General features: G+C 71.1%; 21 protein-coding genes and 1 pseudogene. 11 read left to right on the top strand and 11 right to left on the bottom strand.

The features are described 5' to 3' along the window. Positions 1-158: 158 nt before the first annotated feature. Both gntA and AB0G35_RS08680 read left to right on the top strand, forming a co-directional pair. A complete protein-coding gene (gene gntA, locus AB0G35_RS08685) occupies positions 159-884 on the top strand; it encodes a guanitoxin biosynthesis heme-dependent pre-guanitoxin N-hydroxylase GntA (protein WP_360945850.1) in 726 nt (241 codons plus the stop codon). A 172-nt stretch (positions 885-1,056) separates the two neighbouring features. Further along, on the top strand, positions 1,057-2,406 hold the full coding sequence (locus AB0G35_RS08680; protein ID WP_360945847.1) for a metallophosphoesterase: 1,350 nt from the start codon (positions 1,057-1,059) through the stop codon (positions 2,404-2,406). 249 nt (positions 2,407-2,655) lie between these two features. Here AB0G35_RS08680 and AB0G35_RS08675 read toward each other — a convergent pair whose 3' ends face one another. Then, entirely contained in the window at positions 2,656-3,129 is a 474-nt protein-coding gene (locus AB0G35_RS08675; RefSeq protein WP_360945845.1) for a hypothetical protein, read from the bottom strand. A gap of 709 nt (positions 3,130-3,838) precedes the next feature. Between AB0G35_RS08675 and AB0G35_RS08670 the strand changes: the two genes are divergently transcribed. The 4 genes from AB0G35_RS08670 to AB0G35_RS08655 all read left to right on the top strand — a co-directional run bounded on the left by AB0G35_RS08670 (position 3,839) and on the right by AB0G35_RS08655 (position 7,718). Further along, on the top strand, positions 3,839-4,150 hold the full coding sequence (locus tag AB0G35_RS08670) for a hypothetical protein (protein WP_360945842.1): 312 nt from the start codon (positions 3,839-3,841) through the stop codon (positions 4,148-4,150). A gap of 56 nt (positions 4,151-4,206) precedes the next feature. Next, entirely contained in the window at positions 4,207-5,619 is a 1,413-nt protein-coding gene (locus AB0G35_RS08665; RefSeq protein ID WP_360945839.1) for a hypothetical protein, read from the top strand. A gap of 115 nt (positions 5,620-5,734) precedes the next feature. Continuing rightward, positions 5,735-6,925, top strand: a complete 1,191-nt coding sequence (locus AB0G35_RS08660) for a S8 family serine peptidase (protein ID WP_360945836.1) — start codon at positions 5,735-5,737, stop codon at positions 6,923-6,925. A gap of 292 nt (positions 6,926-7,217) precedes the next feature. Next, the gene (locus AB0G35_RS08655; protein WP_360945833.1) at positions 7,218-7,718 is read left to right on the top strand and encodes an FBP domain-containing protein; all 501 of its coding nucleotides are present in this window, start codon (positions 7,218-7,220) and stop codon (positions 7,716-7,718) included. An 80-nt stretch (positions 7,719-7,798) separates the two neighbouring features. Here AB0G35_RS08655 and AB0G35_RS08650 read toward each other — a convergent pair. Together AB0G35_RS08650 and AB0G35_RS08645 are read right to left on the bottom strand one after the other, a co-directional pair. Further along, positions 7,799-8,859: pseudogene (locus tag AB0G35_RS08650) on the bottom strand (alpha/beta hydrolase). 90 nt (positions 8,860-8,949) lie between these two features. Continuing rightward, complete coding sequence (locus AB0G35_RS08645) at positions 8,950-9,762, bottom strand: alpha/beta fold hydrolase (protein WP_360945830.1); 813 nt, start codon at positions 9,760-9,762, stop codon at positions 8,950-8,952. An 88-nt stretch (positions 9,763-9,850) separates the two neighbouring features. Between AB0G35_RS08645 and AB0G35_RS08640 the strand changes: the two genes are divergently transcribed. Then, a complete protein-coding gene (locus AB0G35_RS08640; RefSeq protein WP_360945827.1) occupies positions 9,851-10,249 on the top strand; it encodes a MerR family transcriptional regulator in 399 nt (132 codons plus the stop codon). Between the two features lie 150 nt (positions 10,250-10,399). Continuing rightward, positions 10,400-11,230, top strand: coding sequence for a hypothetical protein (locus AB0G35_RS08635; protein ID WP_360945824.1), 831 nt, complete (start codon positions 10,400-10,402; stop codon positions 11,228-11,230). Here the strand turns inward: AB0G35_RS08635 and AB0G35_RS08630 are convergent. From AB0G35_RS08630 to AB0G35_RS08610, 5 genes are all read right to left on the bottom strand, one after another. After that, positions 11,227-12,000 carry a succinate dehydrogenase iron-sulfur subunit gene (locus AB0G35_RS08630; protein WP_360945821.1) on the bottom strand — a complete coding sequence of 258 codons (774 nt, stop codon included), beginning with the start codon at positions 11,998-12,000 and terminating at the stop codon, positions 11,227-11,229. The two genes, AB0G35_RS08635 and AB0G35_RS08630, sit on opposite strands and share 4 nt — an antisense overlap. Continuing rightward, complete coding sequence (gene sdhA, locus AB0G35_RS08625; RefSeq protein WP_360945818.1) at positions 12,000-13,754, bottom strand: succinate dehydrogenase flavoprotein subunit; 1,755 nt, start codon at positions 13,752-13,754, stop codon at positions 12,000-12,002. The genes AB0G35_RS08630 and sdhA overlap by 1 nt, the downstream gene beginning before the upstream one ends. 20 nt (positions 13,755-13,774) lie before the next feature. Next, entirely contained in the window at positions 13,775-14,248 is a 474-nt protein-coding gene (locus AB0G35_RS08620; protein ID WP_360945815.1) for a succinate dehydrogenase hydrophobic membrane anchor subunit, read from the bottom strand. A gap of 6 nt (positions 14,249-14,254) precedes the next feature. Beyond that, positions 14,255-14,635: a succinate dehydrogenase, cytochrome b556 subunit gene (gene sdhC / locus AB0G35_RS08615; protein ID WP_360945812.1), complete on the bottom strand. Its 381-nt coding sequence runs from the start codon at positions 14,633-14,635 to the stop codon at positions 14,255-14,257. Between the two features lie 243 nt (positions 14,636-14,878). Then, positions 14,879-15,367, bottom strand: coding sequence for a 2-oxo-4-hydroxy-4-carboxy-5-ureidoimidazoline decarboxylase (locus tag AB0G35_RS08610; protein WP_360945809.1), 489 nt, complete (start codon positions 15,365-15,367; stop codon positions 14,879-14,881). 425 nt (positions 15,368-15,792) lie between these two features. Between AB0G35_RS08610 and AB0G35_RS08605 the strand changes: the two genes are divergently transcribed. After that, positions 15,793-17,460: a glycoside hydrolase family 20 protein gene (locus AB0G35_RS08605; RefSeq protein WP_360945806.1), complete on the top strand. Its 1,668-nt coding sequence runs from the start codon at positions 15,793-15,795 to the stop codon at positions 17,458-17,460. A gap of 513 nt (positions 17,461-17,973) precedes the next feature. On the opposite strand, the gene AB0G35_RS08600 is transcribed toward AB0G35_RS08605, so the two are convergent. Together AB0G35_RS08600 and AB0G35_RS08595 are read right to left on the bottom strand one after the other, a co-directional pair. Further along, complete coding sequence (locus AB0G35_RS08600) at positions 17,974-18,744, bottom strand: DUF4232 domain-containing protein (RefSeq protein WP_360945803.1); 771 nt, start codon at positions 18,742-18,744, stop codon at positions 17,974-17,976. 529 nt (positions 18,745-19,273) lie between these two features. Then, on the bottom strand, positions 19,274-19,855 hold the full coding sequence (locus tag AB0G35_RS08595) for a Uma2 family endonuclease (RefSeq protein ID WP_360945800.1): 582 nt from the start codon (positions 19,853-19,855) through the stop codon (positions 19,274-19,276). 868 nt (positions 19,856-20,723) lie between these two features. On the opposite strand from AB0G35_RS08595, the gene AB0G35_RS08590 reads away from it, so the two are divergent. Together AB0G35_RS08590 and AB0G35_RS08585 are read left to right on the top strand one after the other, a co-directional pair. Continuing rightward, a complete protein-coding gene (locus AB0G35_RS08590) occupies positions 20,724-21,395 on the top strand; it encodes an RNA polymerase sigma factor (RefSeq protein ID WP_360945797.1) in 672 nt (223 codons plus the stop codon). Then, on the top strand, positions 21,395-22,438 hold the full coding sequence (locus AB0G35_RS08585; RefSeq protein ID WP_360945794.1) for a hypothetical protein: 1,044 nt from the start codon (positions 21,395-21,397) through the stop codon (positions 22,436-22,438). Before AB0G35_RS08590 ends, AB0G35_RS08585 begins: the two co-directional genes overlap by 1 nt. 178 nt (positions 22,439-22,616) lie before the next feature. On the opposite strand, the gene AB0G35_RS08580 is transcribed toward AB0G35_RS08585, so the two are convergent. Then, positions 22,617-23,483: a L,D-transpeptidase family protein gene (locus AB0G35_RS08580; RefSeq protein ID WP_360945791.1), complete on the bottom strand. Its 867-nt coding sequence runs from the start codon at positions 23,481-23,483 to the stop codon at positions 22,617-22,619. Between the last annotated feature and the right edge of the window lie 81 nt (positions 23,484-23,564).

Here is a 23,564-nt window from a genome sequence, read left to right as displayed (position 1 = left end):
GTCTCATGCGGACCCGGCGCTACCCGGGTGCGGTCACGGCTGCCCTGCCGTGCGCCGTCCCCGGACCCGGGTGCCGCCCGTGCGGGGTGGGTGCTTTCGGATGCGTGAAGGAGATGATCTCCCGTCGAGGAGGCATGTAGGTGGAAGGAAGGCTGACCATGACGTCGGACGCGCGTGGTGAGGTCGAGGCGTTCATCCTGGGAGACCGGTTCTCCTGCCTGGCGGGCCGTTCGGCCTGGCGCCAAGGCGGCATCACACACCGGCACTACGACGTGCTGGGGAGCGAGGAGGCCGCCCGGCTGATGGCGCTCGATCTCGCGGAATTCGTCGGCGCGGCGGATTGGAGCGCCCGGAACTTCACCAGTTTCATCGCCACCTTCGAGCAACCCCGCGGCGTGGACGAACTGCGCTTCGAGGAACTCCTCTGGCAGCAGCTCCAGCTCCTCCACGAGCAGGACGCGGAGAACCACCGGTGGGCTCCGGGCTATGCCTCGGACCCGCAGGCCAAGGAATTCGCGTACAGCGTGGCCGGGCACCCGTTCTTCGTGATCGGCCTGCACGAGACCCACCGCCGCTGGGGCCGCCGGCCGCCCTTCCCGATGCTGGCCTTCAACTCCCACGAGCAGTTCACCCGCATCAAGGGCGCTGGAATGTGGGACCGCCTGGCGGAGAAGATACGCAAGCAGGACATCAAGCTGCAGGGCGATATCAATCCGAATTTGCAGGAATACGAGGAGCTTTCCGAGGCCCGCCGCTATTCCGGCCGCCCCAAGCCCGCCGAGTGGCAGTGCCCGTTCGTCCCCGTCCCCCGCGAGGCGGGCCAGGAGCGGGACGGGGAACGGGAACACGACCGGGACCGTGAACTGACCCCCTCGGGGGCCTGAGCCGAGCGCGCGGGAGGGGCGGGCCGACCGGGCGTCCGGCGGCCTGCCCACCCCCGGCTGGGCGCTGCTTCCCCGTTCTCGCCCGCCCGCCCGATAGCGTGTCCATGCCCATGCCGATTCCCGTGCCCGTGGATCGGTGTGTACGGGGGCCGGTGACTACTCGGGAGACGCGGTGATCTTCGCCCTGATCGCGGTGCCGGTCCTCGGCCTGTTCTTCGGCGTGCACCGCTACGTGTGGTGCCGCCTGGTCCGCGACACCACGGCACCCGGCAGCCGGGCCCACCGCGCCGGCACCGCCGCGGCCTTCGTCCTTCCGCTGCTCTCCCTCGGCGCCCTCCTCGCCGGCCGGGCCGGCGTCCCGTTCGTGCTGGAGCAGGTGCTGGCCTGGCCCGGGTACCTGTGGCTGGCCCTGCTGCTGTACCTCGTACTGGCGCTGCTGGCCGGCGAGGTCGTACGGGCGGTGGGCCTGCGGCTCCTCCGGGAGCGGGCGGCACCGGCAACCACGCCCTCCGCCGCACTCCCGGCCCCGCCCCCGACCCTCACGCCCGAGACCCCCGAGGCCCCGCGAGCTCCCACTCCTTCCTCCGCCCCCACTCCTTCCTCCGCCCCCACTCCTTCTCCCACTCCCTCTCCCACCCCCTCCTCCGCCCCCACCCTCCTGCCGCCCCGCACCCCCGCCCTGCCCCCGCTCCCCGCACCGCCCCGGCGGCTCTTCCTCGCCCGGGCGGTGGCCGCCGGCGCCTCCCTGGCCGCCACGGCCGCCGTCGGGTACGGGACCGCGACCACCTTCCGCGGCCCGTCCGTGAAGCGGGTGACCGTGCCGCTGGCCAAACTGCCGCGGGCCGCGCACGGTTTCCGCATCGCCGTGGTCAGCGACATCCACCTGGGACCGATCCTCGGCCGTGCGCACACCCGGCGCGTCGTCGAGACGATCAACCGGACCTCTCCGGACCTGATCGCCGTCGTCGGCGACCTGGTCGACGGCAGCGTCGCCGACCTCGGCCCGGCCGCCGAACCCCTGCGCGAGCTGCGCGCCCGGCACGGCGCGTACTTCGTCACGGGCAACCACGAGTACTACTCGGGCGCCCCCCAATGGGTGGACCACGTAAGGGAGTTGGGCATCCATCCGCTGGAGAACGCCCGCACCGCGTTGCCCGGCTTCGACCTCGCGGGCATCAACGACCTCGCCGGGACGACGGAACACGCCGGCCCCGACTACGACCTGGCGCTGGGCGACCGCGACCCGGCCCGCGCCGTCGTCCTCCTGGCGCACCAGCCGGTCACCATCCGCGACACCGTCCGGTACGGGGTCGACCTCCAGCTCTCCGGGCACACCCACGGCGGCCAGATGTGGCCCTTCACCTACGTCGCCGAGGCCACGAACCCGACCGTGGCGGGCCTGGAGCGCTACGGCGACACCCAGCTCTACGTGACCCGCGGCGCGGGAGCCTGGGGACCGCCCGTACGGCTGGGCGCGCCCCCGGACGTCACGGTGGTCGAACTTGCCTCCCTGCGGGCGTGATCGGCGGGCGAGCCGGGCTGGCGTGCTCGGCCGGCGTGATCGTCTTCGGGCAGGCGGCGTGTTCCAGGGCTCGCCGTGGCGCTCCATATCCCGATGCGTAAGGAGGCTCTCACTTGCCAGCGAGTCTTCGTCAAAAGGACTGACCCAAGGGTGAGTCGCTTCCGCGGAGGCAGCGAGCGCATCGCATCCTGCGCCCGCTCCCTGCGTCGCCCCGCTGCGCCCGCTCCCTGCGTCGCCCCGGTTCAGGGGCTAGGCGTCCGGATTCTTGCCAGTGGCCGCGGCCTTGATGCGCTCTACCTGAAGGTGGGCGAACTTCTGCAAGTCGGCGGGCTTGGTGACGTCGACGCCTGCCACGTAAGCGACGACAGTGCCGACGCGCATGACGGCACTGGAAGAGTCGCCTGTGGTGTAGGCGTCAGTGTCATCGGCACCGGTCTGAATGCTGAGCGCCTTCGACTTGCCGTCCTCCTTGTGCGCGGACGCGGCCACTCCCTTCATGCCGGCTTTGGCATTGCTGACCCCGTCGTAGGCGAGCAAGGTGAACCGCAGCCTCGGCCCCGAGTCCGCCACCGAGGAGGCCTGCTCATACTGCGAGTTCCCCATCGCGGTCACACCTGAGCAAGCCAATCCCTGGTAGCCGCAGTACTTCAGGGCCTCGCTGCCTTGGTAGATCACCGGCTCACTGCCGCGCCACCCTTGAGGAGCACCGAGCTTGCCGGGCATCGCCTGGCTGAGCTGGGAGGGGTTGAAGGCGACAGCCGGAGCCTTACCCCCGGCTGAGCTTCCACCCCCCGAGCCGCCGGCACTGGCACTGTCGCCTCCCTGAGAGCAAGACGCCAACGCGAATATGCACACGGCGCCCATGACCGCGCTACGTGACCCCCGACGCACCCGACACTCCTCTACCTCTTGATCACTCGTTCACGCACACCTAACACCATCGGAGGTACGCCAACAATGGGGGCTGTAGCACGACTTGGGGGCCGGCTGAGCGGACCGAAGACGCGAGCTCCGCCATCTGGCACCTTCGCGGGCTCCTGCACTGCCGTATCGCCGTACCGCTGCACTGCCGTATCGCCGTACCGCTGCACCGCTGCACCGCCGTACCGCCGCGTCGCCGAGGCCTGGGGACCGCCCGCGCACCCCTGGACGTCACGGTGGTCGAACTGGGCTCCCTGCGGACGTGATCACCTTCGGTGAGGGCCGAAGCGGGTTCGGTCAGGGCCGGGATCGGGTTGCGCCCCGCAGGTAACAACCCCTCTACAAAGTGCGGCATCATCCTGCGCTAAATCGGACAGATCATGACTTTCGATCTTGCATCGAAGGTGCCCAACTCCCTAGTATTTATTGACTTTATGTTGCCCTTAGCGACGGCTTCACGGGGCGGTACGTGGGGGAACGAGCCGGGGCAGACGGGGAACGGGGAGAAGGAATGAGCGAGCGCTTCAGGGTCGATCTCGACGAACTGGACAGCGTGGTACGCCAACTCCGCCACCTTCGAGGCGACATGGATGAACCCAGCCAGAAGGTGAAATACAGCACCAGCATTCCGAAGTCGGCATTCGGCGTGAATTTCCTCGAAGCGGGCGACCTCGCGAAGGCCCATGACGACATGCAGTCGTACATGTCTCAGGTCATCGACGCGCTCCAGGACCTCATCCACAAGTTCGGCGAGAAGACGGAAGCCAGCCGCGGCGCGTACGAGGACCAGGAGCACCAGACGAAGACCTCGATGAATGGCTGAGCACCGCACGGGGACGCGCGCACGAAGGGCGGAGACGGAAAGGAAGGGGGGCCTGCATGGTTGACGCCAAGCAGGAGTACGACAACGCCAAGGCGATGGAGCAGCAGCGCAAGAACCACGAGCGGGAAGAGCGGCTGAAGTCGTTCAAGGGCCACCGTGTGCTGTCTCCGCCTTCTCCGTCGAACTTCCACCACCACGGCCTCAATGCCCTCCGGGCGATGATCGAGCACGCCAGCCCGGAGACGATCGAAACCTCCGGCCGTCACTGGCGGGCCTCCGCCGACCGGCTGGCGGGCGAGAACGGCCACGGCGGCATCCGCAAGGCCTTCATGGACGCCGTCGACCACGCCACGGCGCACTGGGAGGGCTCGGCCGCCAATGCGTTCCGCAGGGAGGCGTCCAAGGTCCTGGAGAAGATCGACAGGACGTACGGCCACGCCCGGGTCGTCGAGCGGACCCTGATCGGCACCAGGACTTCCGGCCCGGAGATCGGGGTCGCCCACAATCTTCGCGAGGCCAAGACGGCCATGTCGAAGATCAAGGACCCCGGTGTGGTGGACCGTGCCATGGACGAGAGCGGGGACGACACCCAGTTCAAGAAGGACATGGCCAATCCGAAGATGGACGCCCGGATGGCGCTGGAGCTCAACAGGGACAGCCTGTCCCTCACCAAGGAGCGCCAGGTCGAAGCGGTCATCGTCATGGAAGAGCTCGCAGCGCACTACCAGGGCAACGGCGATGTGCTGAAGGACGGGACCGACCCGGGCGGAGTTTCGGGCGACTGGCCGAAGCACCCGTCGACGAAGCCCGCCCCGCCGCCGGTGAACATGCCCGTCATCGGCGGCAGTCACCCTCGCACGTCTGCGTCCCAGCAGCCGCGTATGCCCAACGGCGCGGGCGGCGGCGCCGTACCGGAAGGGTTCGACGCCCCCAGGCTGCACCGACCCGAGGTGCCGGTGACCACCGGTCTCGACAGCGTGCAGGGCGGCACCCTCGCCCCGCCGACGGGCGGCGGCACCTTCAGCGGCGGGACGACCGGCGGCAGCCACGGCGTGACCGGCGGCACCGGCGGCTTCCCCGGCGGCGCGGTCCCGCCCGGTGTCGTCGGCATGCCCGGCGGCATGGGCGGATCCCGGGGCGCGGGCGGGATGCGCGGCGGCATGCCGGGCGCCGGAGCAGCCGGCAAAACGGGCGGCCTCAAGGGCGCGGCCGGACTCAGCGGTTCGCAGGCCCGCACCCGCGGCGGACTGGTCGGCAAGCCGGGCGGTCCCGCGGGCGGTGCCAAGCAGGGCGGCTCGGGCCTGCACCGCAGCCGTGGTGGCAAGCAGGCGGGCATGATGGGCGCCGCCGGAGCGAAGGGCAAGGGCAAGGAGAAGGAGCGCACCACCGGACAGCGCCCCGATTACCTCGTCGAGGACGAGGAGACCTGGAACCCGCAACGTAACGTTGCCCCTCGCGTCATCGAGTAGGCCGACGATAACGTCGCATGCGGCCAATGAGGAAAGGCCCCGCACTCTCCGGTGTGCGGGGCCTTTCCTCAGACCGAACAAGGCCGCCGGACAGCACAGCAAGAAGGAGCGAAGGATGAGGGTCACCCGAACACTGCGCGCGACGGTGGGTGCTGCGCTGACCGGAGCACTGCTGGTGTCCGCGGGCGGGACCGCCTCCGCGGACCAGGTGCGGAAGGGCCAGTGGCCACTGGAGGCGTTCGGGGCCCAGCAGCTCTGGAAGCAGGCCACCGGCAAGGGGGTGACGGTGGCGGTGCTCGACAGCGGATTCCGCCAGACTCACCAGGACCTGACCGGTCAATTCGTCGCCGGTAAGAACTTCGCGAACACGTCGGCCGGAGACGGAACCGAGAAACTCTCCCCAGGGCAGGACATCCGGGACCACGGCACGGCGATGGCCTCGATCATCGCGGGCCATGGCCACGGACCGGGTGGCTCGGAGGGCATCAAGGGACTGGCGCCGGACGCCAAGATCATGCCCCTCCCCCAGTACAAGAACGGTGCGGCAGCAACGCGGTGGGCCGTGGACCACGGTGCCGACGTCATCAACATGTCCTTCGTGGAAAGCCCGTCCGCCGACACCTGCGCCTCGATCCACTACGCGGTGGAGAAGGGCGTCGTGGTCGTGGCCGGCGTCGGCAATGACGGCCTGCCCAAGAAGAACTACCCGGCGGCCTGCCCCGGTGCCATCGGTGTCGGTTCCGTGGACCAATACGGTGAGCCGGACGACGCCAACAACGCCAACTCCACCCTTGACCTCCTCGCCCCGGGGATGAAGATCCCCGTGGCCATGGGCAAGAGCGATACGGACTACCGCACTGCCGACGGCAGTTCCGCGGCCACCGCCTACGTCTCCGCCGCCGCCGCTCTCCTCAAGCAGAAGTTCCCCGACCTCACCCCCGGCCAGATCGCCAACCGCCTGGTGAAGACCGCCGGCCTCGCGCAGGCCGAGAAGGGCAAGCACCTCAAGCTCCCGGACACCCATTACGGCTACGGCTTCATCCAGCCCGGCCCCGCCCTGCGCCGTGACATCCCCGCCGGCCCGGCGGCCGGTCCGCTGCCGATGCCGCAGGGCAAGGCACCGCAGGAGGCCGTGGTCCCCGGCGCCGACAAGGGCTCCGACCCCAACCCGCCCATGGGCGGCAAGCAGACCGCTCTGCTCATCGGCGGCATCGCCCTCGGTGTCCTGGTCGTCGCCGGCATCATCATCGGCCTCGTGGTCGCCCTCCGCCGCCGCAACAACAGGGGCAACCAGGCTTGGGGCTGAGCCGTAACGCCGCGCGGGCCGCCCCGGTAGGGGGCCGGCCCGCGCGCACCGTTGGGTGAACGCGGCCCTGGCGCCGGCCGACCTGGCGGTGGCGGCCGCCTCGGTACGCCGTCGTGACGACGCCGGCCCCGAGCGCCTCGCGCGAGCGGAGCAGGCGAAGCTCACGCACCGGACGAAGTGTGCGGTGATGATGCGGCCGGGGGCGTGAGACGGCTCCGGTGCCGGCCCGCTCTCGTGCGGCGGAAAAAATTCGAGCGACGAGCCCGCGGGGCCGCTGTTAGCTTCGGGCGTTATGGACCCCGTAGGTGAAAAAGCGATACGTGCCTCCTTTGTGAATTGTTCGAAGGGGGAGGCGGGTCGGATCAATCTGCCGGTGGGGCTCGCCGAACTGCCGTGGGAGGACCTGGACTTTCTGGGGTGGCGGGATCCCGGGGCGCCGGACCGGAGTTATCTGGTGGCGCCGCGGGGCGACGGGCTCGTCGGTGTCACTCTCAGGGTGCCGCAGGGGGTGCGGCGGAGTTTCACCAAGACGACGGTCTGTTCGGTCTGCATGACCGGGCATCCGGGGTCGGGGGTCAGCCTGCTGGCCGCGCGGCGGGCCGGGCCGTCCGGGCGGCAGGGGAACACCGTCGGAACGTATCTCTGCGCCGACCTCGCGTGTTCGCTGTACGTACGCGGGCGCAAGCAGTCCCAGCTCGCCGGGCGGCACGAGGAGACGCTGCCGCTGGAGGCGCGGATCGAGCGCACGGTGCGGAATCTGGAGGAGTTCCTCGACAAGGTGATGGCAGGGTGAGCGAGGGATGAGCCAGGGGTGAGTGAGGGGCGTGCCAGGGGCCTGCCCCTCGCATGCCCTCGTTCCTCCCTCACCACCCGTCATGGGTTCTGGAACAGCACCTCCGGGTTGGCCGGGGACGGGCCGTTCAGCAGCGGGCGCGGGAGGCCGCGCAGGTGCTGGTCGAAGAAGGCGGTGACGTAGGCGCGGGTGATCTCGCCGGAGCGCCTGCCGGGGAGCGGGGCGGTGGGGTCGGTGACGCCGAGCTGGCCGCCCAGGACCGGGAGGTCGAGGAAGGTGAAGTGGCCGGCGTCGCGGACGGTGAGCCAGCGCTTCCAGCCGTCCAGCCGCCGCCAGTCCCGCAGCCAGGTGGTGTCCTCGTCCTGCGGCGCATGGCCGTTGAGCGCGCCGAGCATCAGGAACGGGCGGCCGTCGAGCCCGGTGCGGGGGACGGGCGCGAAGAACGTGCCGTCCATGTTGATGCCCGCGCGGAGACGAGGGTCGGCCGCCATGGCGGCCGCCGCGCTGTCGCCGCCGATGGAGTGCCCGCGACGCCGATCCGCCGGGTATCGATCATGGCGGAGTAGCGCCAGCCGGTGTGCTTCCCGTACGAGCGGTCGGTCCCGTGCGTGCCGTCGGTCCCGTACATGCCATGGAACCCGTTCTTCCCGTGGGACCCGGGCCTTCCGTGGCCACCCGCCCCGTCCGGCCGGGCGTCCGTGCGGGCGTGGGTGCGGGTGGCGGCGAGCGCCGCGGCCGGCAGGACGTCGGCGCGGTGGATGCCCTGGAGGAGGAGCCGGGCCTCGTCGGCGGTCAGGTACGGGGCGCGGTGGTGGCCGGTGCCCGGGCGGGCCGGGTAGTACAGCGAGGCCATCAGCTCACGTGCGCCGGCCGAGGGCACCCAGGGGTCCCGGCGCTGCTTGTCGGTGAGGTGCAGGGTGTCGCGTCCGACGGTGTACGGGCCGGTGGGGCGCGGGAGGTGGAGCGTGGCGGCCGCCGGGGAGGCCGGGGCGACGGCCGGCGCCGCCTCGGCCCCGTGCGGGGCGGCGAGGGCGGCGCCGGCGAGCGGCAGCGGCAGCGTGGCGGCGAGGGCTAACGCGGCCGCACCGCGGCGGAGCCGGCTACCGAAGCGGCTCGGCTGGTTCGGTGTGACGTGGTTCATGGGGCCGAGCGTAAGCAGGGCCGCGCATGGACGGTACTGACGAACGTCAGGGAACATCAGACACACTCGCGGGTACCGGACCAGCGCATCTCACAGCTCGTGCTTGGCCAGGAAGGTGTGGATCAACTCCTGCCATTCCTCGGGGCTTTCGACCATGGGGAGGTGGCCGGTGGCGATCTCCGCGTACTCGGCGCCGGGGATGTGGTCGGCCAGGTAGCGGGAGTGGGACGGGTGCAGCAGGGCGTCCAGGGTGGTGGCGATGACCAGGGTGGGCACGGTGATCGTGGGCAGGTCGGCGGTGGTGTCCAGGGTGCTTACCAGCGCGGCCTGTTCGGCGGAACCGGCGGGCGGCAGGGACGGGTCGGGGTCCAGGACGGCCGCGCGCTCGGCGGGGGAGAGGGCGTTGAAGCTCTCGGGGGCCAGCCCGCTGAGGGCCCGCACCTGCGCGAAGCCGGTGTAATCCCCCTGCTCCAGGAGGCGCAGCCAGAGGTCGATCCAGACCCTGGTCCGGGCGTCCGCCTTCGCGAGGCCGGCGGTCAGGACCAGACCGCGCACCCGCTCGGGGTGCCGGGCCGCGGCCCGTACGGAGACGGCGGTGCCCATGGAGAAGCCGATCAGGGTGAAGGTGTCCATGCCGGCCGCGGTGGCCTCGTCGACCAGGGCGTCGGCCAGCGCGTCCAGCTCCAACGGGCCTTCGGCGCGCGGGGAGTTGCCCGAGCCGGGGTAGTCGGGGGCCACGACGTGGTGGCCGGTCGCGGTCAGGGCCGGGATGAGGTCGCCGTAGTTGCTCTGGACGCTGCCGGTCGCTCCGTGGGCCAGCAGGACGCCGGGCCCGGCGGGGTCACCGGCGACGGTGGTCGACAGCTTCGGAAGGGGGGCCGGGGATGCGGGAATCCGTGTCATGCGGAAGAGGTTGCACTGTGACACCGGTGTCAAGGTCAAGTCGGTGCCGGGGCCGTTCCGTCCGGCCCCGGCGCGGGGAGGGGAACGGATGCGGATCGGGGAGCTGGCGCGGCGTACGGGGGTCAGCCCGAGGGTGCTGCGCTACTACGAGCAGCAGGGGTTGGTGAGTGCCGAGAGGGATGCGAACGGCTATCGGCGCTATCGGGGTGAGGAGGCGGTGGAGACGGTACGGCGGGTCCGGGAGCTGCTTGCCGCCGGGCTGAACACCGACGAGATCCGGGGACTGCTGCCCTGTGCCCAGGGCGGTCCGGGACTCACCCCGTGCGCGCTCTCGGCCGGAATCGTGGAGCGGCGGATGGCGCAACTCGACGCGGAAATGGCCGAGTTGGCCAGTCGAAGGGCGGCCCTGACGGCGTATGCGCAGGTCATGCGGAAGCGCCGTGAGGAGGACGCGGCCCTGGCCGCGATGGCCCTGCGCTCGGCCTGACGGGCCCGGGCGCCCGCCCGCCAAGAAGGCCGTAAAGCTTCTTGCGCTTTCCGCGGTCTTCTTGTGCGTTCCGCTTGCCAGGACCCGCCCGCCCGGCCGATCCTCGTGTGCACGCCGTTCGGGGGAGCGGTGCGGAAGCAGGGGGCTGCCGTGTTACGAGTGCACTTCACCGGGCAGGACTTGGCGCGCACGAGGGTGGCGGAGGGTGCCGACCCGCTCTGGGAGACCGTGCTGAGCCTGCAGATCCTGCGGGAGGACCGCGGCGAGCCGGCGCTGGCCGCCTGGCGGCAGCATGCGGTGCGGCACGGCCCCGGGCCGCTGCGGACGCTGTTCCCGCTGGTGCCGCTGCGCGGCTACTTCCCGGACTTCCTCACCCCCTACGCGGCGCTGGAGGGCGTCGAACCGGGGCTGGAGGCGGTGATGCGCACCCCGCGCGAGCGGCTGCGCGCCGAGGTGGCGCTGCTGGCCGGGCACCGGGCGCTGCCGGGCGAGGCGCGCGGGATCGGGGAGGGCGAACCGGCCGCGCTGCGCCAACTGGCGCGCAGCCTGCGGACGTACCACCACCTGGCGGTCGCGCCGGCCTGGCCGCGGATCGCCGGGCGGGTGGGCGCGGACCGGGCGTTGCGGGTGCACGCCCTGGGGCAGTCCGGGGCGGAGGCGATGCTGCGGACGTTCGGGCCGGCGATGCGCTGGCGGCCGCCGGTGCTGGAGGTGGTGTACCCGGTGGAGCGGGAGCTGTTCCTCCAGGGGCGGGGGCTGGTGTTCGTCCCCTCGTACTTCTGCCGGCGGGCGCCCGTCGCGCTGGTGGACGACGCGCTGCCGCCGGTGCTGGTGTACCCGGCGGCGGAGCGGGAGCCGGCCGGGCACGCCGGTGGGCCGCACTTCGCGGCCGGGCACGCCGAAGGGCCCCGCTCCCGTGCGTACGGGGGCGGGGCCCTCGGGGACGTTGTGGTCCCGGCCGGTGCTGAACGGCGGTGCTAGAAGCGCCGCGTGATCAGCGCCCGCTTGACCTCCTGGATGGCCTTGGTGACCTCGATGCCGCGAGGGCAGGCCTCGGAGCAGTTGAAGGTCGTCCGGCAGCGCCAGACGCCGTCCTTGTCGTTGAGGATCTCCAGGCGCTGCTCGCCGCCCTCGTCGCGCGAGTCGAAGATGAAGCGGTGCGCGTTGACGATCGCCGCCGGGCCGAAGTACTGGCCGTCGTTCCAGAACACCGGGCACGAGGACGTGCAGGCGGCGCACAGGATGCACTTGGTGGTGTCGTCGAAGCGCTCGCGGTCCTCGGCGGACTGCAGACGTTCACGGGTCGGCTCGTTGCCGGTCGTGATGAGGAAGGGCATCACATCGCGGTAGGCCTGGAAGAACGGCTCCATGTCCACGACCAGGTCCTTGAGGACCGTCAGGCCCTTGATGGCCTCGACCGTGATCGGCTTCTCCGGGTTGATGTCCTTGATCAGCGTCTTGCAGGCGAGACGGTTGCGGCCGTTGATCCGCATGGCGTCCGAACCGCAGATGCCGTGGGCGCAGGAGCGGCGGAAGGTCAGCGACCCGTCCAGCTCCCACTTGATCTTGTGGAGGGCGTCCAGGACGCGCTCCTTGGGGTCGATGTCCAGCTGGAAGTCCTGCCAGCTGGCGTCCTCGGAGACCTCCGGGTTGAACCGGCGGATCCGGAAGGTGACCGTGATCAGGTGCGAAGCGCCGGCCTCGGCCGCGTCCGGGGACGCGGAGTGCTTGTCGAGAGTCGGGGTGCTCATCAGTACTTACGCTCCATCGGCTGGTAGCGGGTCTGCACGACCGGCTTGTAGTCGAGGCGGATCGACTCGGCGCCGTCGTCGCCCACCTCGCGGTACGCCATGGTGTGCCGCATGAAGTTGACGTCGTCGCGGTTGGGGTAGTCCTCGCGGTAGTGACCGCCGCGGGACTCCTTGCGGGCCAGTGCGGACACGGCCATGACCTCGGCCAGGTCGAGCAGGTTGCCCAGCTCGATGGCCTCCAGCAGGTCGGTGTTGAACCGCTTGCCCTTGTCCTGGATGGACACGTTCCGGTAGCGCTCGCGCAGCTCGCCGATCTTCTCGACCGCGGTCTTGATCGTCTGCTCGGTGCGGAACACCATCACGTTGGCGTCCATGGTCTCCTGCAGCTCCTTGCGGATCTCGGTGACCCGCTCGCTGCCGGTGGCGGTGCGCAGCCGCTCGACCTGCTCCTGGACCAGCTTCGCCGGGTCCTCGGGGAGCTCGACGTAGTCGGCGGTGGCCGAGTACTCCGCCGCCGCGATGCCGGCCCGGCGGCCGAAGACGTTGATGTCCAGCAGCGAGTTGGTGCCCAGGCGGTTGGCGCCGTGCACGGAGACACAGGCGACCTCGCCGGCCGCGTACAGGCCCGGGACGACGGTGGTGTTGTCCGCCAGGACCTCACCCTCGACGTTGGTCGGGATGCCGCCCATGGCGTAGTGCGCGGTCGGCTGGATCGGGATCGGGTCCGTGTAGGGCTCGATGCCGAGGTACGTCCGCGCGAACTCGGTGATGTCCGGCAGCTTGGCGTCCAGCTGCTCCGGCGGCAGGTGCGTGAGGTCCAGGTAGACGTGGTCGCCCTCGGGACCGCAGCCGCGGCCCTCGCGGATCTCCGTGTAGATGGAGCGCGAGACGACGTCACGGGACGCGAGGTCCTTCATGACCGGCGCGTACTTCTCCATGAAGCGCTCGCCGTCCTTGTTGCGGAGGATGCCGCCCTCACCGCGGGCGCCCTCCGTCAGCAGGATGCCCATCCGCCAGATGCCGGTCGGGTGGAACTGGAAGAACTCCATGTCCTCCAGCGGCAGACCGCGGCGGTAGACGGCGGCCTGGCCGTCACCGGTCAGGGTGTGGGCGTTCGAGGTCACCTTGAAGAACTTGCCGCAACCGCCGGAGGCGTAGATGACGGCCTTCGCCTGGAAGACGTGGATCTCGCCGGTGGCGAGCTCGTACGCCACCACGCCGGCCGACTTCTTGACCCCGTCGACCTCGGTGATCAGCTGGTCGAGGACGTAGAACTCGTTGAAGAACTCCACGCCCTCCTTGACGCAGTTCTGGTACAGCGTCTGGAGGATCATGTGGCCGGTGCGGTCGGCCGCGTAGCAGGACCGGCGGACCGGGGCCTCACCGTGGTTGCGGGAGTGACCGCCGAAGCGGCGCTGGTCGATCGTGCCGTCCGGGGTGCGGTTGAACGGCAGGCCCATCTTCTCCAGGTCGAGGACCGAGTCGATGGCCTCCTTCGCGAGGATCTCGGCGGCGTCCTGGTCGACCAGGTAGTCACCGCCCTTGACCGTGTCGAAGGTGTGCCACTCCCAGTTGTCCTCCTCGACGTTCGCGAGGGCGGCGGCCATACCGCCCTGGGCGGCGCCGGTGTGGGAGCGGGTCGGGTAGAGCTTCGTCAGGACCGCGGTGCGGCTGCGCTTGGTCGCCTCGATGGCGGCGCGCATGCCCGCGCCGCCGGCGCCGACGATGACGGTGTCGTACTTGTGGATCTTCATGGTTCCAGTCAGCCCCGGCTTCAGGAGATGTTCGGGTCGAAGGTGAAGATCACCAGCGTGCCCAGAAGGACGGTGAACACCGTCGCGGTGTACAGCAGCATCTTCAGCCAGAAGCGGGTGTTGTCCCGCTGCGCGTAGTCGTTGATGACGGTGCGCAGGCCGTTGGCGCCGTGCAGCATGGCCAGCCACAGCATCAGCAGGTCCCAGACCTGCCAGAACGGGGAGGCCCAGCGGCCGGCGACGAAGGCGAAGCCGATCTTGGAGACACCGCCGTCGAGCACGAGCTGGATCAGCAGGTGGCCCAGGACCAGGACGACCAGCACGATGCCGGACAGCCGCATGAACAGCCACGCCTGCATCTCGAAGTTGCCCCGGGAGGCGCGGCCGGTCTTCCCGGTGCGCTTGCGCGGCGCCTCGATGACCGGGGCCGGGTTGTCCACGTCGTAGAGGCGGACGTCGTTCGTGGCGCCTGCGGAAGTGGTTTCAGCGGACATCTTGCGTCAGCTCCCGAACAGCGTGCGCAGCGTGTGCTGCAGCACGGGGTAGAAGGCACCGGCCATCAGCACGACCCAGACACCCACGACGGTCCACAGCATCTGCTTCTGGTACCTCGGGCCCTTCGACCAGAAGTCGACCAGGACGACCCGGAGGCCGTTCAGTGCGTGGAAGAGGATGGCGGCCACCAGGCCGTACTCCATCACGTTGACGATCGGCGTCTTGTAGGTCGCCACGACGTTGTCGTACGCCTCGGGGGAGACGCGTACGAGTGCGGTGTCGAGGACGTGGACGAACAGGAAGAAGAAGATGAGGACGCCGGTGACTCGGTGAGCCACCCAGGACCACATGCCTTCCCGGCCGCGGTACAGCGTTCCAGCCGGCACGGAAAAACCCTCCGGGAGCGGGGATTGGGGCGCCAGCCGGCTTCTCTGTCGGTCGGGCCCGGCCGGGTACGGTCCACCGGCCGCTCGTCATCGTATCGACGAGCTGTCGGTTCCTCGCGCGGGGGTCCTTAGGTGTGATCAAACAGGCACCAACGGGCTATCACACAAGGACGAACCGGGACTTTCGCGGATGTACGGCGCGATTGTGGTGAGCCCGGGCCCGCGCTGCGGCGGGCGCCGGCCTCAGACGACGAGGCGGTGCAGCCGGCCGCGGGCCACCCGCCGCAGCTGCTCCGCGGTGACCGCCCGCTCCTCGTCGGGGGTGTTGCCCAGCCGCATGCGGATACCGAACAGGATCTGGTCGAGCGCCTCCTCCTCGCGGCAGCCGTCCAGGCAGATCACGAAGGCATGACGGAAGCGCTGCTCGTATGCGGCGTATGCGGCATTCAGGGCGGTACGGGCGGCCGGTGCGCCGGGGCCGCCGGTGCCGGCCGGGGGGTGCGGGGCGGACTCGGCGGCGAGCGCCTCCTCCAGACCGGTCACCGGGAGACCGGTGAAGGCCCGGTCGGCGGCGGCGAGCAGGGCCTCCGGATCGCGGTACGGGCGCCGGTCGGCGAGCTGCCCGGCCCACTGGCGGCTGCCGCAGCAACCCAGCAGCGCGGCCAGCGCACCGTCCCGGTCCAGGGCGTTGAGGCGGCGCAGGCCCGTGCCGTCGGGGCGGGGCCGCGGCACGGCGGCGGAGGGGACCTGGGAAGGTATGCCGCACCGTGCGGGCCGCGGGTGCAGCGTCGGCCGGACGGCCGGGGTGTCACCGGACAGCGTGGGCTCCTCGGACGGATACGAACGGATCTTTTCGACAGGTGCGGGGCGGGCGGCTGACGGAAGCTGAGGGAAGCGGACCGACGCCGGGACGCGGAACGAAGCGGCGACGGGTGTGGCGGTGGTGCGTGGAGCACGACACCCCGGCGGTATCCGGCGGTTCCAGGAAAGCCCTGGGAAAGGGGTGACGAACGAGGACGCCACGCTAACGACGTCTGTCGACAGCTGTCCGACGGATGCGCGAATTTCACCCGGAGGAGAGAGCTTCCGCGCATCCGGTGGACGACCGGCCCCGCACACCTGGCAATGCCTTCGCCCCGAAAAGTGAGGATTGCACGATGTCGAACCCGATGCGGCCGTCGCGCGCCGCGCTGCCGGCCGCGGCGCTCACCGGCGCGCTGCTGCTCGCCGGCTGCTCCCACTCAGCCGACACCGAGTCCCCCGGTAGCACCAGCGCCAAGGTGAACCCCTCGCCCGCAGCGACCCCGAGCTGGGCGCCGGTCACGGGAACGCCGCAGGTCATCCCGGCCGTACGCGAGTTCCACCGGGCCGAGGGGCGCGGCTGGCGCCCCTCCAAGGGAGCCCGCGTGGTGGTCCCGGCCGGCAAGCGGAGCAATGTCACCGACGAGGCCGTGCTGATGGCCCGTGACCTGGGCGGGCTGACTGTCGTCTACGGCGACGAGCCGGTACACCCCGGAGACATCGAAGTGAAGCTCTCCGGAAAGAACGGCACCCAGAAGGGGAACAACCTGCCCGTCCAGGGCGGCGCCGACGAGGCCTACACCCTCACCGCCAAAGGAACGCGGCTCACTCTCACGGCCCCCACCGACGCCGGAATTTTCTACGGCACCCGCACGGTCAAACAGGCCGTACGCGCCGCCGGCGGGCTCCCCGAGGGCACCATCCAGGACCGCCCGGACCGCCCGCAGCGCGGAATGTCGCTGGACAACGCCCGCAAGCCGTTCACGGAAGCGTGGATCGAGGCCCGGCTGCGGGAGATCGCCGACCTCAAGCTCAACCAGTTCCAGCTGCACTTCTCCGACGACCAGGGCTTCCGCATCCAGAGCGACACCCACCCCGAGGTGGTCTCCGCCGACCACCTCACCAAGGCCCAGGTCCGCCGGATCATCGCGCTCGCCCGCAGCCTGCACATCTCCGTCGTCCCGGAACTGGACTCGCCCGGCCACCTCGGCGCCGTGCTGGACCACTATCCCGACCTCCAGCTGCGCAACGCCTCGGGCCGGGTGATCCGGGGCGCGATCGACATCTCCAACCCCACGGCGGGTCCGCTGATCGACTCGCTGCTGCGCGAGATGAGCCAGCTGTTCACCAACCCCAAGGGCGCCCCCGCCTACTGGCACCTGGGCGGCGATGAGTACCAGGCGCTGATGTCGTCCTCGCCGTCCACCTCGTACCCGCAGCTGGCCCGGGCCGCGCGGCAGAAGTACGGGAGCAACGGCACCGTCGAGGACCTGGCCACCGGCTGGCTCAACGACCGGCAGAAGACCGTCGAGGGGCAGGGCAAGAACCGGATCGAGGCCTGGAACGACGGCTTCTTCTCCAGCCCCGCGATCAGCGCCGACAAGAACCGGATGGTCGACTACTGGACCGGCAAGGAGAACGGCAAGCGTCCCCCCGAGGCCTTCCTGCGCGAGGGCCGCAACGTGCTGAACTTCAACGACGAGTACCTCTACTACGTCCTCGGCGAACCCAACCAGTTCACCTATCCCACCGGCGAGCGCATCTACCGGAGCTGGACGCCGAAGGTGATCCGCGGCACCACGGCGGTGGACGTCCCCTCCTCCATGACCGGGCCGGACCGGATCCCCGGGGCGCGCTTCGCGATCTGGTGCGACCGGTCCCAAGCGCAGACCGCGCAGCAGGTGGCCGCCGGGATCCGGCTGCCGCTGGCGGCGCTGGCGCAGAAGACCTGGGACCCGGGGACACCGGCGCTTTCCTGGACGGCCTTCACGGCCCTGGCCAAGAAGGCGGGCCTGTCCGGTTGACGAGGAAGGCGGCCCGCCGAGCGGGCCGCCACCCGGTACCAAACGGGTGAGAGCACGAGGCCGCCACAGCTTTGTGGCGGCCTGAGCCATGTGGACGGCCGGGGCCGCCACCCCTGGTCAGATCGGCCCGTGAAGGGCCTCTGACCAGGCACGTATGTCCGCAAGGAGACGTCGCACGTTGTCCGGGCGTGCCCGGTCCAGTGCTGATCGCTGACTGCTGACCGCTGACCGCCTGTCTCCTCTGCTGCCACCGGGGCCCGTTCCCGTTCCTGCCGACCGGCCCGGCGCACCGTGCGGGAACGCCGTACCGCACCAGGCGTGAACCACTCCGGCGGGTGCCCCGTAGAGCCCGGTGTGTGCGGCCCAGCGGCCGCGGCGACACCCAACGAGAGAAGGAACCGACATGGCCCGGCGGCAACATCAAGATCAGCCCGGACAAGGGCGGCCCCTGCGGACGCGGCGGGACAGGACGTCCCGAGCCACGCCCGCATGACCGGGGCGGCGCCGAGGTCGTCAGCCGATGGGGTTGACGAAGGTGCCCGGGTGGGTGGCGGCGCGCTGGTCGACGAGCGTGCCCCAGGGCCACTTGATGGTGAGCGACGTGGTCTCGTTGGGCGGGGTGATGTCCGCGAAGGCAGGCTGGTAGAAGCCCTCGTCCTCCTTGGTCATCAGGAGGTTGATCGTGAAGTCGGTGCTGTCCCCGGGCCCCAGCGTGATCGAGCCGTGCTTGGCCGACGAGCGGGCCAGCGACCAACGCTCGCCGCCGTTCTCGGACTTGAGGTCCACACCCGCGAAACCGCCGATCCTGCAAGCCCGGCTGCCCTTGTTGGTCAGCACGACGCTGGTGGTCGTCGGCCCGTCCGCGTCCGGGTCCGGGGCCGCATCGCCGCCCGTGGCGAACGACGCCTTCAGGCCGGAGGTGTGGCAGCGCTCCACACCCGAGCCCGCCCCACCACCACCGCCGGCGGCATGCGCACCGCCCGACTGCGTGGCCGCAGCACCCGGCTTGGTACCGGTCTTGGCACCGGTCTTGGCGCCGGGGCCCGCCTTGGCGTCAACATCCTGCGCCCCGGCGGAGGAGCCCGCGTCACCGGACCCGGCGGAGCCCGCACCGCTGGAATCGGCGGCGGCCTTGCTCGTGTCCGCGTGGGCCGCGGGCTTCGTGCCGGCGGCGTCCGAGCCGGAGCAGGCGGTCAGGGACAGCGCGGCGGCTGCGGTCAGAGCTGCGGCCGCGATGCGCAGGGTGCGGCGACGGGCGGTGCGCGCAGTGGTGTCGGCGGTCATTCGGGTCCCCCAGAGCGGTCGGTGTCGCTGTTTCCTCGGTACGTCACCCACTCTGGCCGGGTCCGCTATCGCACGGCTGCCGCGCCGCTAACGTCCGGCAAACGCGACCTGCCCCACCACCGGCACCCGGCGCAGCGAAGCACCGTGAGGACCACCTGCTCCGCCAGGACGGGGTCACGCCCGGCGGGCACCGGGATGCCGGCCAGCTCAGTGCGCGCGAGCACCCGGCGGAGGCTGGGTCTCCCGGAGAGGTCCCGCATCCGCGAACTGACGTCACGGTAAGGTCACGAACGGTCTAGAAGCAGGTGAGAATCCCGTTGGGGTCCCGGTCAAGACGAGACACCACTCACCGGGCCGCACCACGGCCCGGGACGACGCGCGCCGAGCCGAAGGCCCCCGCAAGCCGGCGTGCGGGACGGCTCGGCGCGTCGGGCCGGTCAGGAGCACAGGAGGCGTGGAGGACGGCCGGGGCCGCCACCCCTGGTCACCGGCCTGTTTCCTGTCCCGGTGCTGACCCGGCCATGGCTCCTCAGCTGTTCCGGGGAGGCATGAGCTTGTCGAGGTCGAGATTGATCTCGAAGGGCACCGCTCGCCGAAGCGAGCCTCGGAAGATTCCGGCGGGCGCATAGGCACCCGTAGGTGCGTCGAGCTCGTACACATGGACGATGGGGGAACCGTCTTCTTCCTCGATGCACCAGTAGTGCGGGATACCGGCCTCCGCGTATTTGCGGAGCTTGACCGTGCGGTCGCGGTGGGCCGACTCGGGCGAGACGACTTCCACGACGAGCTTCACGGCTTCGGGGGCGTACCAGGTGCGGTCGGGGTCGTAGGGCAGATCCGTCAGCAAGAGGTCCGGCTCGGGGCGGTTCCGGGCATCGAGGCGGATCGTCATTTCCCGTTCGACCTCGATGCCGGTCGGCGCCTGCGCCATGAGCGTGGTGGTCAGGGCGGTGATGAGTCGGCCGTGCCAGGACCGCTGAGGCGACATCATGAATACGAGGGCTCCGTCGATCAACTCGGTGTGGCGCGGTGCCTCGGGGAGGTGATCCAGGTCCTCCGCGAACCAGCCTTCTGCACGGGGCGGGCGCATCCAGTCGGGCAGTGCGGTCATGGCTTTACGGTAGCGCTTGCAGCCACAGGGAACTGGGAGCTCCCCGGCCCCGCGAAACCAGGGTTCACCATGGCCGTACGCCCCTACCGGGCGGGGATGATGCCTCTGAGCGTTTCCGCACCACGACTGGCGTCACAGCAAGGTCACGAACGGTCTAGAAGCAGGTGAGAATCCCGTTGGGGTCCCGGTCAAGGCGAGACACCACTCACCGGGCCGCACCACGGCCCGGGACGACGAGCGCCGAGCCGAAGGGCCCCGCAAGCCGGCGTGCGGGACGGCTCGGCGCGTCGGGCTGCTCAGGAGCACAGGAGGCGTCTGGCCGGTTGGTCGCGAGCTGGCGGCGTTGGCCAGCGATGCTGCGCATCGTCCCAGGTCAGAGCGGTAAACCGGGAGAGACGGCCGGGGCCGCCACACCCCGTTACGGGGTGAGGGTTCCGCGACGGGGGCGCCGAGGGCGGCCTCACGTTCCATGTGAGACCACGAGGACGGCCGGGGCCGCCACCCCCCACAGGAGAGGCCCCGGCCGTCGTTCGTGAAGGGCCGTGACGGCCCTCTATCCGGTACAGCGTCGGACGGCCCGAAAGCGTCACACGGGGTGCGGGCGGTGGCACGGCCAGTGGTCTGGACGCGGGCCCGGCCAGGCCCGTAACGTGCGCATCCGCGCCGGTGGGCGCACGGTCTGCCGTGTTCCGGCCCCGTGCGGTCCGCGATCCGGCCCGGGTGCGGATCGGGTGTGCGCACGGGTTACGGTCAGCAGGAACAGGCGGGGTTACCGGAGGTTCTCCCGGAGTGCCCCGATCGACGGCGAACCGAAGCATCAACAGCAAGGACCGGGCGGCGGACATTCCACGTGCGACAGGATGGACCCGTGCGAGGGGACGACATTCAGCCGGACGACCGCCGGCTGACGGTGGCCGTGCAGGCGGCGCAGGACGGCGACGAGGCAGCGTTCCGTACCGTCTACCGCGCCGTACACCCCCGACTTCTGGGGTATGTGCGGACGTTGGTGAGCGAAGCGGACGTTGAGGACGTCACCTCCGAGGCCTGGCTGCAGATAACCCGGGACCTGTCCCGCTTCAGCGGCGACGCCGACCGCTTCCGCGGCTGGGCCGCCCGAATTGCCCGCAACCGCGCCCTGGACCACATCCGGATGCGCGGCCGGCGCCCGGCGATCGGCGGCGACGAGAGCGAACTGGCCGACACCCCGGCGGCGTCCGACACCGCCGGCGAGGCGCTGGAGGCCCTCGGCACCGGACGCACCATGCAGCTGATATCCCGGCTGCCGCAGGACCAGGCCGAGGCCGTGGTGCTCCGGGTGGTGGTCGGGCTCGACGCCAAGAGCGCGGCCGAGGTGCTCGGCAAACGGCCCGGCGCGGTGCGCACCGCCGCACACCGCGGACTGCGGAAGCTCGCCGAGCTGATCGGTGACTCGCCGGGCGCCGGGGACCACCTCCCCGAGCAGCAGCGCCCCGGGGGCGTGGCGGATTCCCGCCTACCGGGTGTGACGGAATCGGCCGCACGAACGCAGAAGGACATGTGATGGCCGACGATCGGTACGACTGGCTCGACAAGGACACCGCGGAGCGACTGCTGCGTGGTGAACGAGTCAGTTCCCCGTACGACGCCGGCGCACAGGAACTCGAACAGTTGCTGGCAGCAGCCGCCGCGCTCGGCGCACGAGCGCCCGAGACGGTGCCGCTGCCCGGTGAAGAGGCCGCCGTCGCCGCGTTCCGCAGGGCCGTTCCGCAGGGGTCCGGCGCCCGTTCGGCGGACCGCGGATCGGATGCCGCCGTGCCGCGGGTCCACGCCACCGCGGTCACCGAACGCACCCGGCTCGCCCGCCCCTTCCGGCGTGGCTTCGCCGTCGCGCTCGCGGCCTGCGCCATCGGCGGGGTCGCCGTCGCGGCCGGGGCGGGCGTCCTGCCCGGCCCTTTCCGCGGTGGCGGGGGCGTCGAGCCGGGTTCCAGTGCCTCCTCCGCACGGACGCCCGGACCGCTGCCCACCACTGAGCCCGGCGAGGCGCAGACCGACGGCACCACGGGCAGCACGCCCGACGCCACGCACGGCGGCAGGTCCACCGCGCCTTCCGACACCGCGACGCCCGGGGCGAGTCCCGGCGCGACGGTGCCGGGCAGTGGTACCCCCGGCCGGCACGGTGACTCGGGCGGCAAGAAGGGCGACCCGGGCCGGGCCGCCAAGAAGAAGCCTCTGCTCACTCTCTGTCAGGAGTACGAATCCGGCAATCGGGACCGCATGGACCGCGAGACGCGGCAGCGCCTCGAACGCCGGGCCGGCGGCGCGGAGAACGTGCACACCTTCTGCCGTGCCTACCTGTCGCGCTATCAGTCCGGTAGCGGCTCGGGTGACAACGATGGCGTCGTCGGCAATGTCACCGGCGGCACTGGGGCCACCGGCGGCACCGGGGCCACCGGCGAGAGCGGCAGCACCGGCGGCTCCGGCGACGAGGAGGGCGACCAGCCCTCCCAGTCCCCCGGTGCCTCCACCCCCGCCCCCACGCCGTCCGTGACCAGTACGGATCCCACCGGGGCGACCCCGAGCACCGCGGCCTCCGGCCGGGTGTGACGTTTTTCGAGCCGGTGACGCAGTACTGAGTGAAGCCGACTGGTCATCGGCTGCGCGACGAGCCGGGGTTCCCCCCGTACCCACGGCTCAGCGCATTTGGCGCGGGCGGGGCACGTTCCCCCGGCCCTGCCCGCGCCCTTCTCCTCTTCTCTCTTCCTTCTCGGTGGTCCACCCCCGGCTAGTGGTAGACGACCACCGTGGTCCCCTTGTGCACCGCCGCGAACAGCGCGGCGATCCGGTCCCGGTCGCGGACGTTGACGCAGCCGTGCGAGGCGCCGCGGTAGCCGCGGGCCGCGAAGTCGGCGGAGTAATGGACCGCCTGGCCCCCGCTGAAGAACATCGCGTACGGCATGGCCGTGTGGTACAGCGTCGAGACGTGGCGCCGGCTCTTGAACGTGACGACGAAGGTGCCCTCGCGGGTCGGGGTGTACTGCGAGCCGAACCGCACGTCCATCGCGGAGACCACCCGCCCGTCGACCACCCAGGCCAGGGTGTTGCTCCGCTTGCTGATGCAGATCACCCTTCCCCGCAGACAGCGCGCGTCCGGGACGCCGACCGGTCTGGTGGTCGGCGGGTAGAGCTCCGTCCGCGACGGCTCACGGGTCCGGTCCCGCAGCGCACGCCAGGCCGCGGGCTGCACCGTCCCCGTACGCGGCAGCCCCTGCCGCTTCTGGAACGCGCGGACCGCGGCGGCGGTGGCCGAGGCGTAGTAGCCCGTCGGGGTGCGGTCGAACAGACCCAGCTGGGTCAATCGCGCCTGGAGTTCGCGGACCTGCCCGCCGTGCGAGCCGACCGTCATCATTGCGCGGGGGGCCCGCGGCGCCGGATGCCCGGTGCGGTGCGGGCGCGCCGGCGCGGTGTGCCGGGCGGGCGTGGGGCGGACGGTGAGCGGCGGGGGAGCCGGGGTGGTGGGGGCGTAACGGACGCCCTTGCTGTCCGGGGCGCCGGTCCTCGTCACCGTCACCGGCCGGCAGCCCACCGCGAGCGCCGCCACCACCAGCACCGTCACCACCGGCGCCGTACGTCTTCCGCTGCTCCGCCTCATGCGCTACCCCCGGATCTGGGCGGCCCGATCGGCCAGTGGAGATGCTTCCCAGCGCTGCGGCGTGGCGAACCTGCGGGCATG

It is taken from the genome of Streptomyces sp. NPDC021749 (assembly GCF_040640655.1).
GTDB lineage: Bacteria > Actinomycetota > Actinomycetes > Streptomycetales > Streptomycetaceae > Streptomyces.
The sequence above is the reverse complement of the archived record's forward strand: the minus strand, read 5'-3'. Positions and strand labels throughout refer to the sequence as shown.

Excerpts from the sequence above, each read along its gene's own strand:
- gntA (WP_360945850.1), top strand. The coding sequence starts at position 159 with ATGACGTCGGACGCGCGTGGTGAGGTCGAGGCGTTCATCCTGGGAGAC.
- AB0G35_RS08675 (WP_360945845.1), bottom strand. The coding sequence starts at position 3,129 with ATGCCCGGCAAGCTCGGTGCTCCTCAAGGGTGGCGCGGCAGTGAGCCG.
- AB0G35_RS08670 (WP_360945842.1), top strand. The coding sequence starts at position 3,839 with ATGAGCGAGCGCTTCAGGGTCGATCTCGACGAACTGGACAGCGTGGTA.
- AB0G35_RS08665 (WP_360945839.1), top strand. The coding sequence starts at position 4,207 with ATGGTTGACGCCAAGCAGGAGTACGACAACGCCAAGGCGATGGAGCAG.
- AB0G35_RS08660 (WP_360945836.1), top strand. The coding sequence starts at position 5,735 with ATGAGGGTCACCCGAACACTGCGCGCGACGGTGGGTGCTGCGCTGACC.
- AB0G35_RS08655 (WP_360945833.1), top strand. The coding sequence starts at position 7,218 with ATGGACCCCGTAGGTGAAAAAGCGATACGTGCCTCCTTTGTGAATTGT.
- AB0G35_RS08645 (WP_360945830.1), bottom strand. The coding sequence starts at position 9,762 with ATGACACGGATTCCCGCATCCCCGGCCCCCCTTCCGAAGCTGTCGACC.
- AB0G35_RS08640 (WP_360945827.1), top strand. The coding sequence starts at position 9,851 with ATGCGGATCGGGGAGCTGGCGCGGCGTACGGGGGTCAGCCCGAGGGTG.
- AB0G35_RS08630 (WP_360945821.1), bottom strand. The coding sequence starts at position 12,000 with ATGAGCACCCCGACTCTCGACAAGCACTCCGCGTCCCCGGACGCGGCC.
- sdhA (WP_360945818.1), bottom strand. The coding sequence starts at position 13,754 with ATGAAGATCCACAAGTACGACACCGTCATCGTCGGCGCCGGCGGCGCG.
- AB0G35_RS08620 (WP_360945815.1), bottom strand. The coding sequence starts at position 14,248 with ATGTCCGCTGAAACCACTTCCGCAGGCGCCACGAACGACGTCCGCCTC.
- AB0G35_RS08605 (WP_360945806.1), top strand. The coding sequence starts at position 15,793 with ATGTCGAACCCGATGCGGCCGTCGCGCGCCGCGCTGCCGGCCGCGGCG.
- AB0G35_RS08600 (WP_360945803.1), bottom strand. The coding sequence starts at position 18,744 with ATGACCGCCGACACCACTGCGCGCACCGCCCGTCGCCGCACCCTGCGC.
- AB0G35_RS08595 (WP_360945800.1), bottom strand. The coding sequence starts at position 19,855 with ATGACCGCACTGCCCGACTGGATGCGCCCGCCCCGTGCAGAAGGCTGG.
- AB0G35_RS08585 (WP_360945794.1), top strand. The coding sequence starts at position 21,395 with ATGGCCGACGATCGGTACGACTGGCTCGACAAGGACACCGCGGAGCGA.
- AB0G35_RS08580 (WP_360945791.1), bottom strand. The coding sequence starts at position 23,483 with ATGAGGCGGAGCAGCGGAAGACGTACGGCGCCGGTGGTGACGGTGCTG.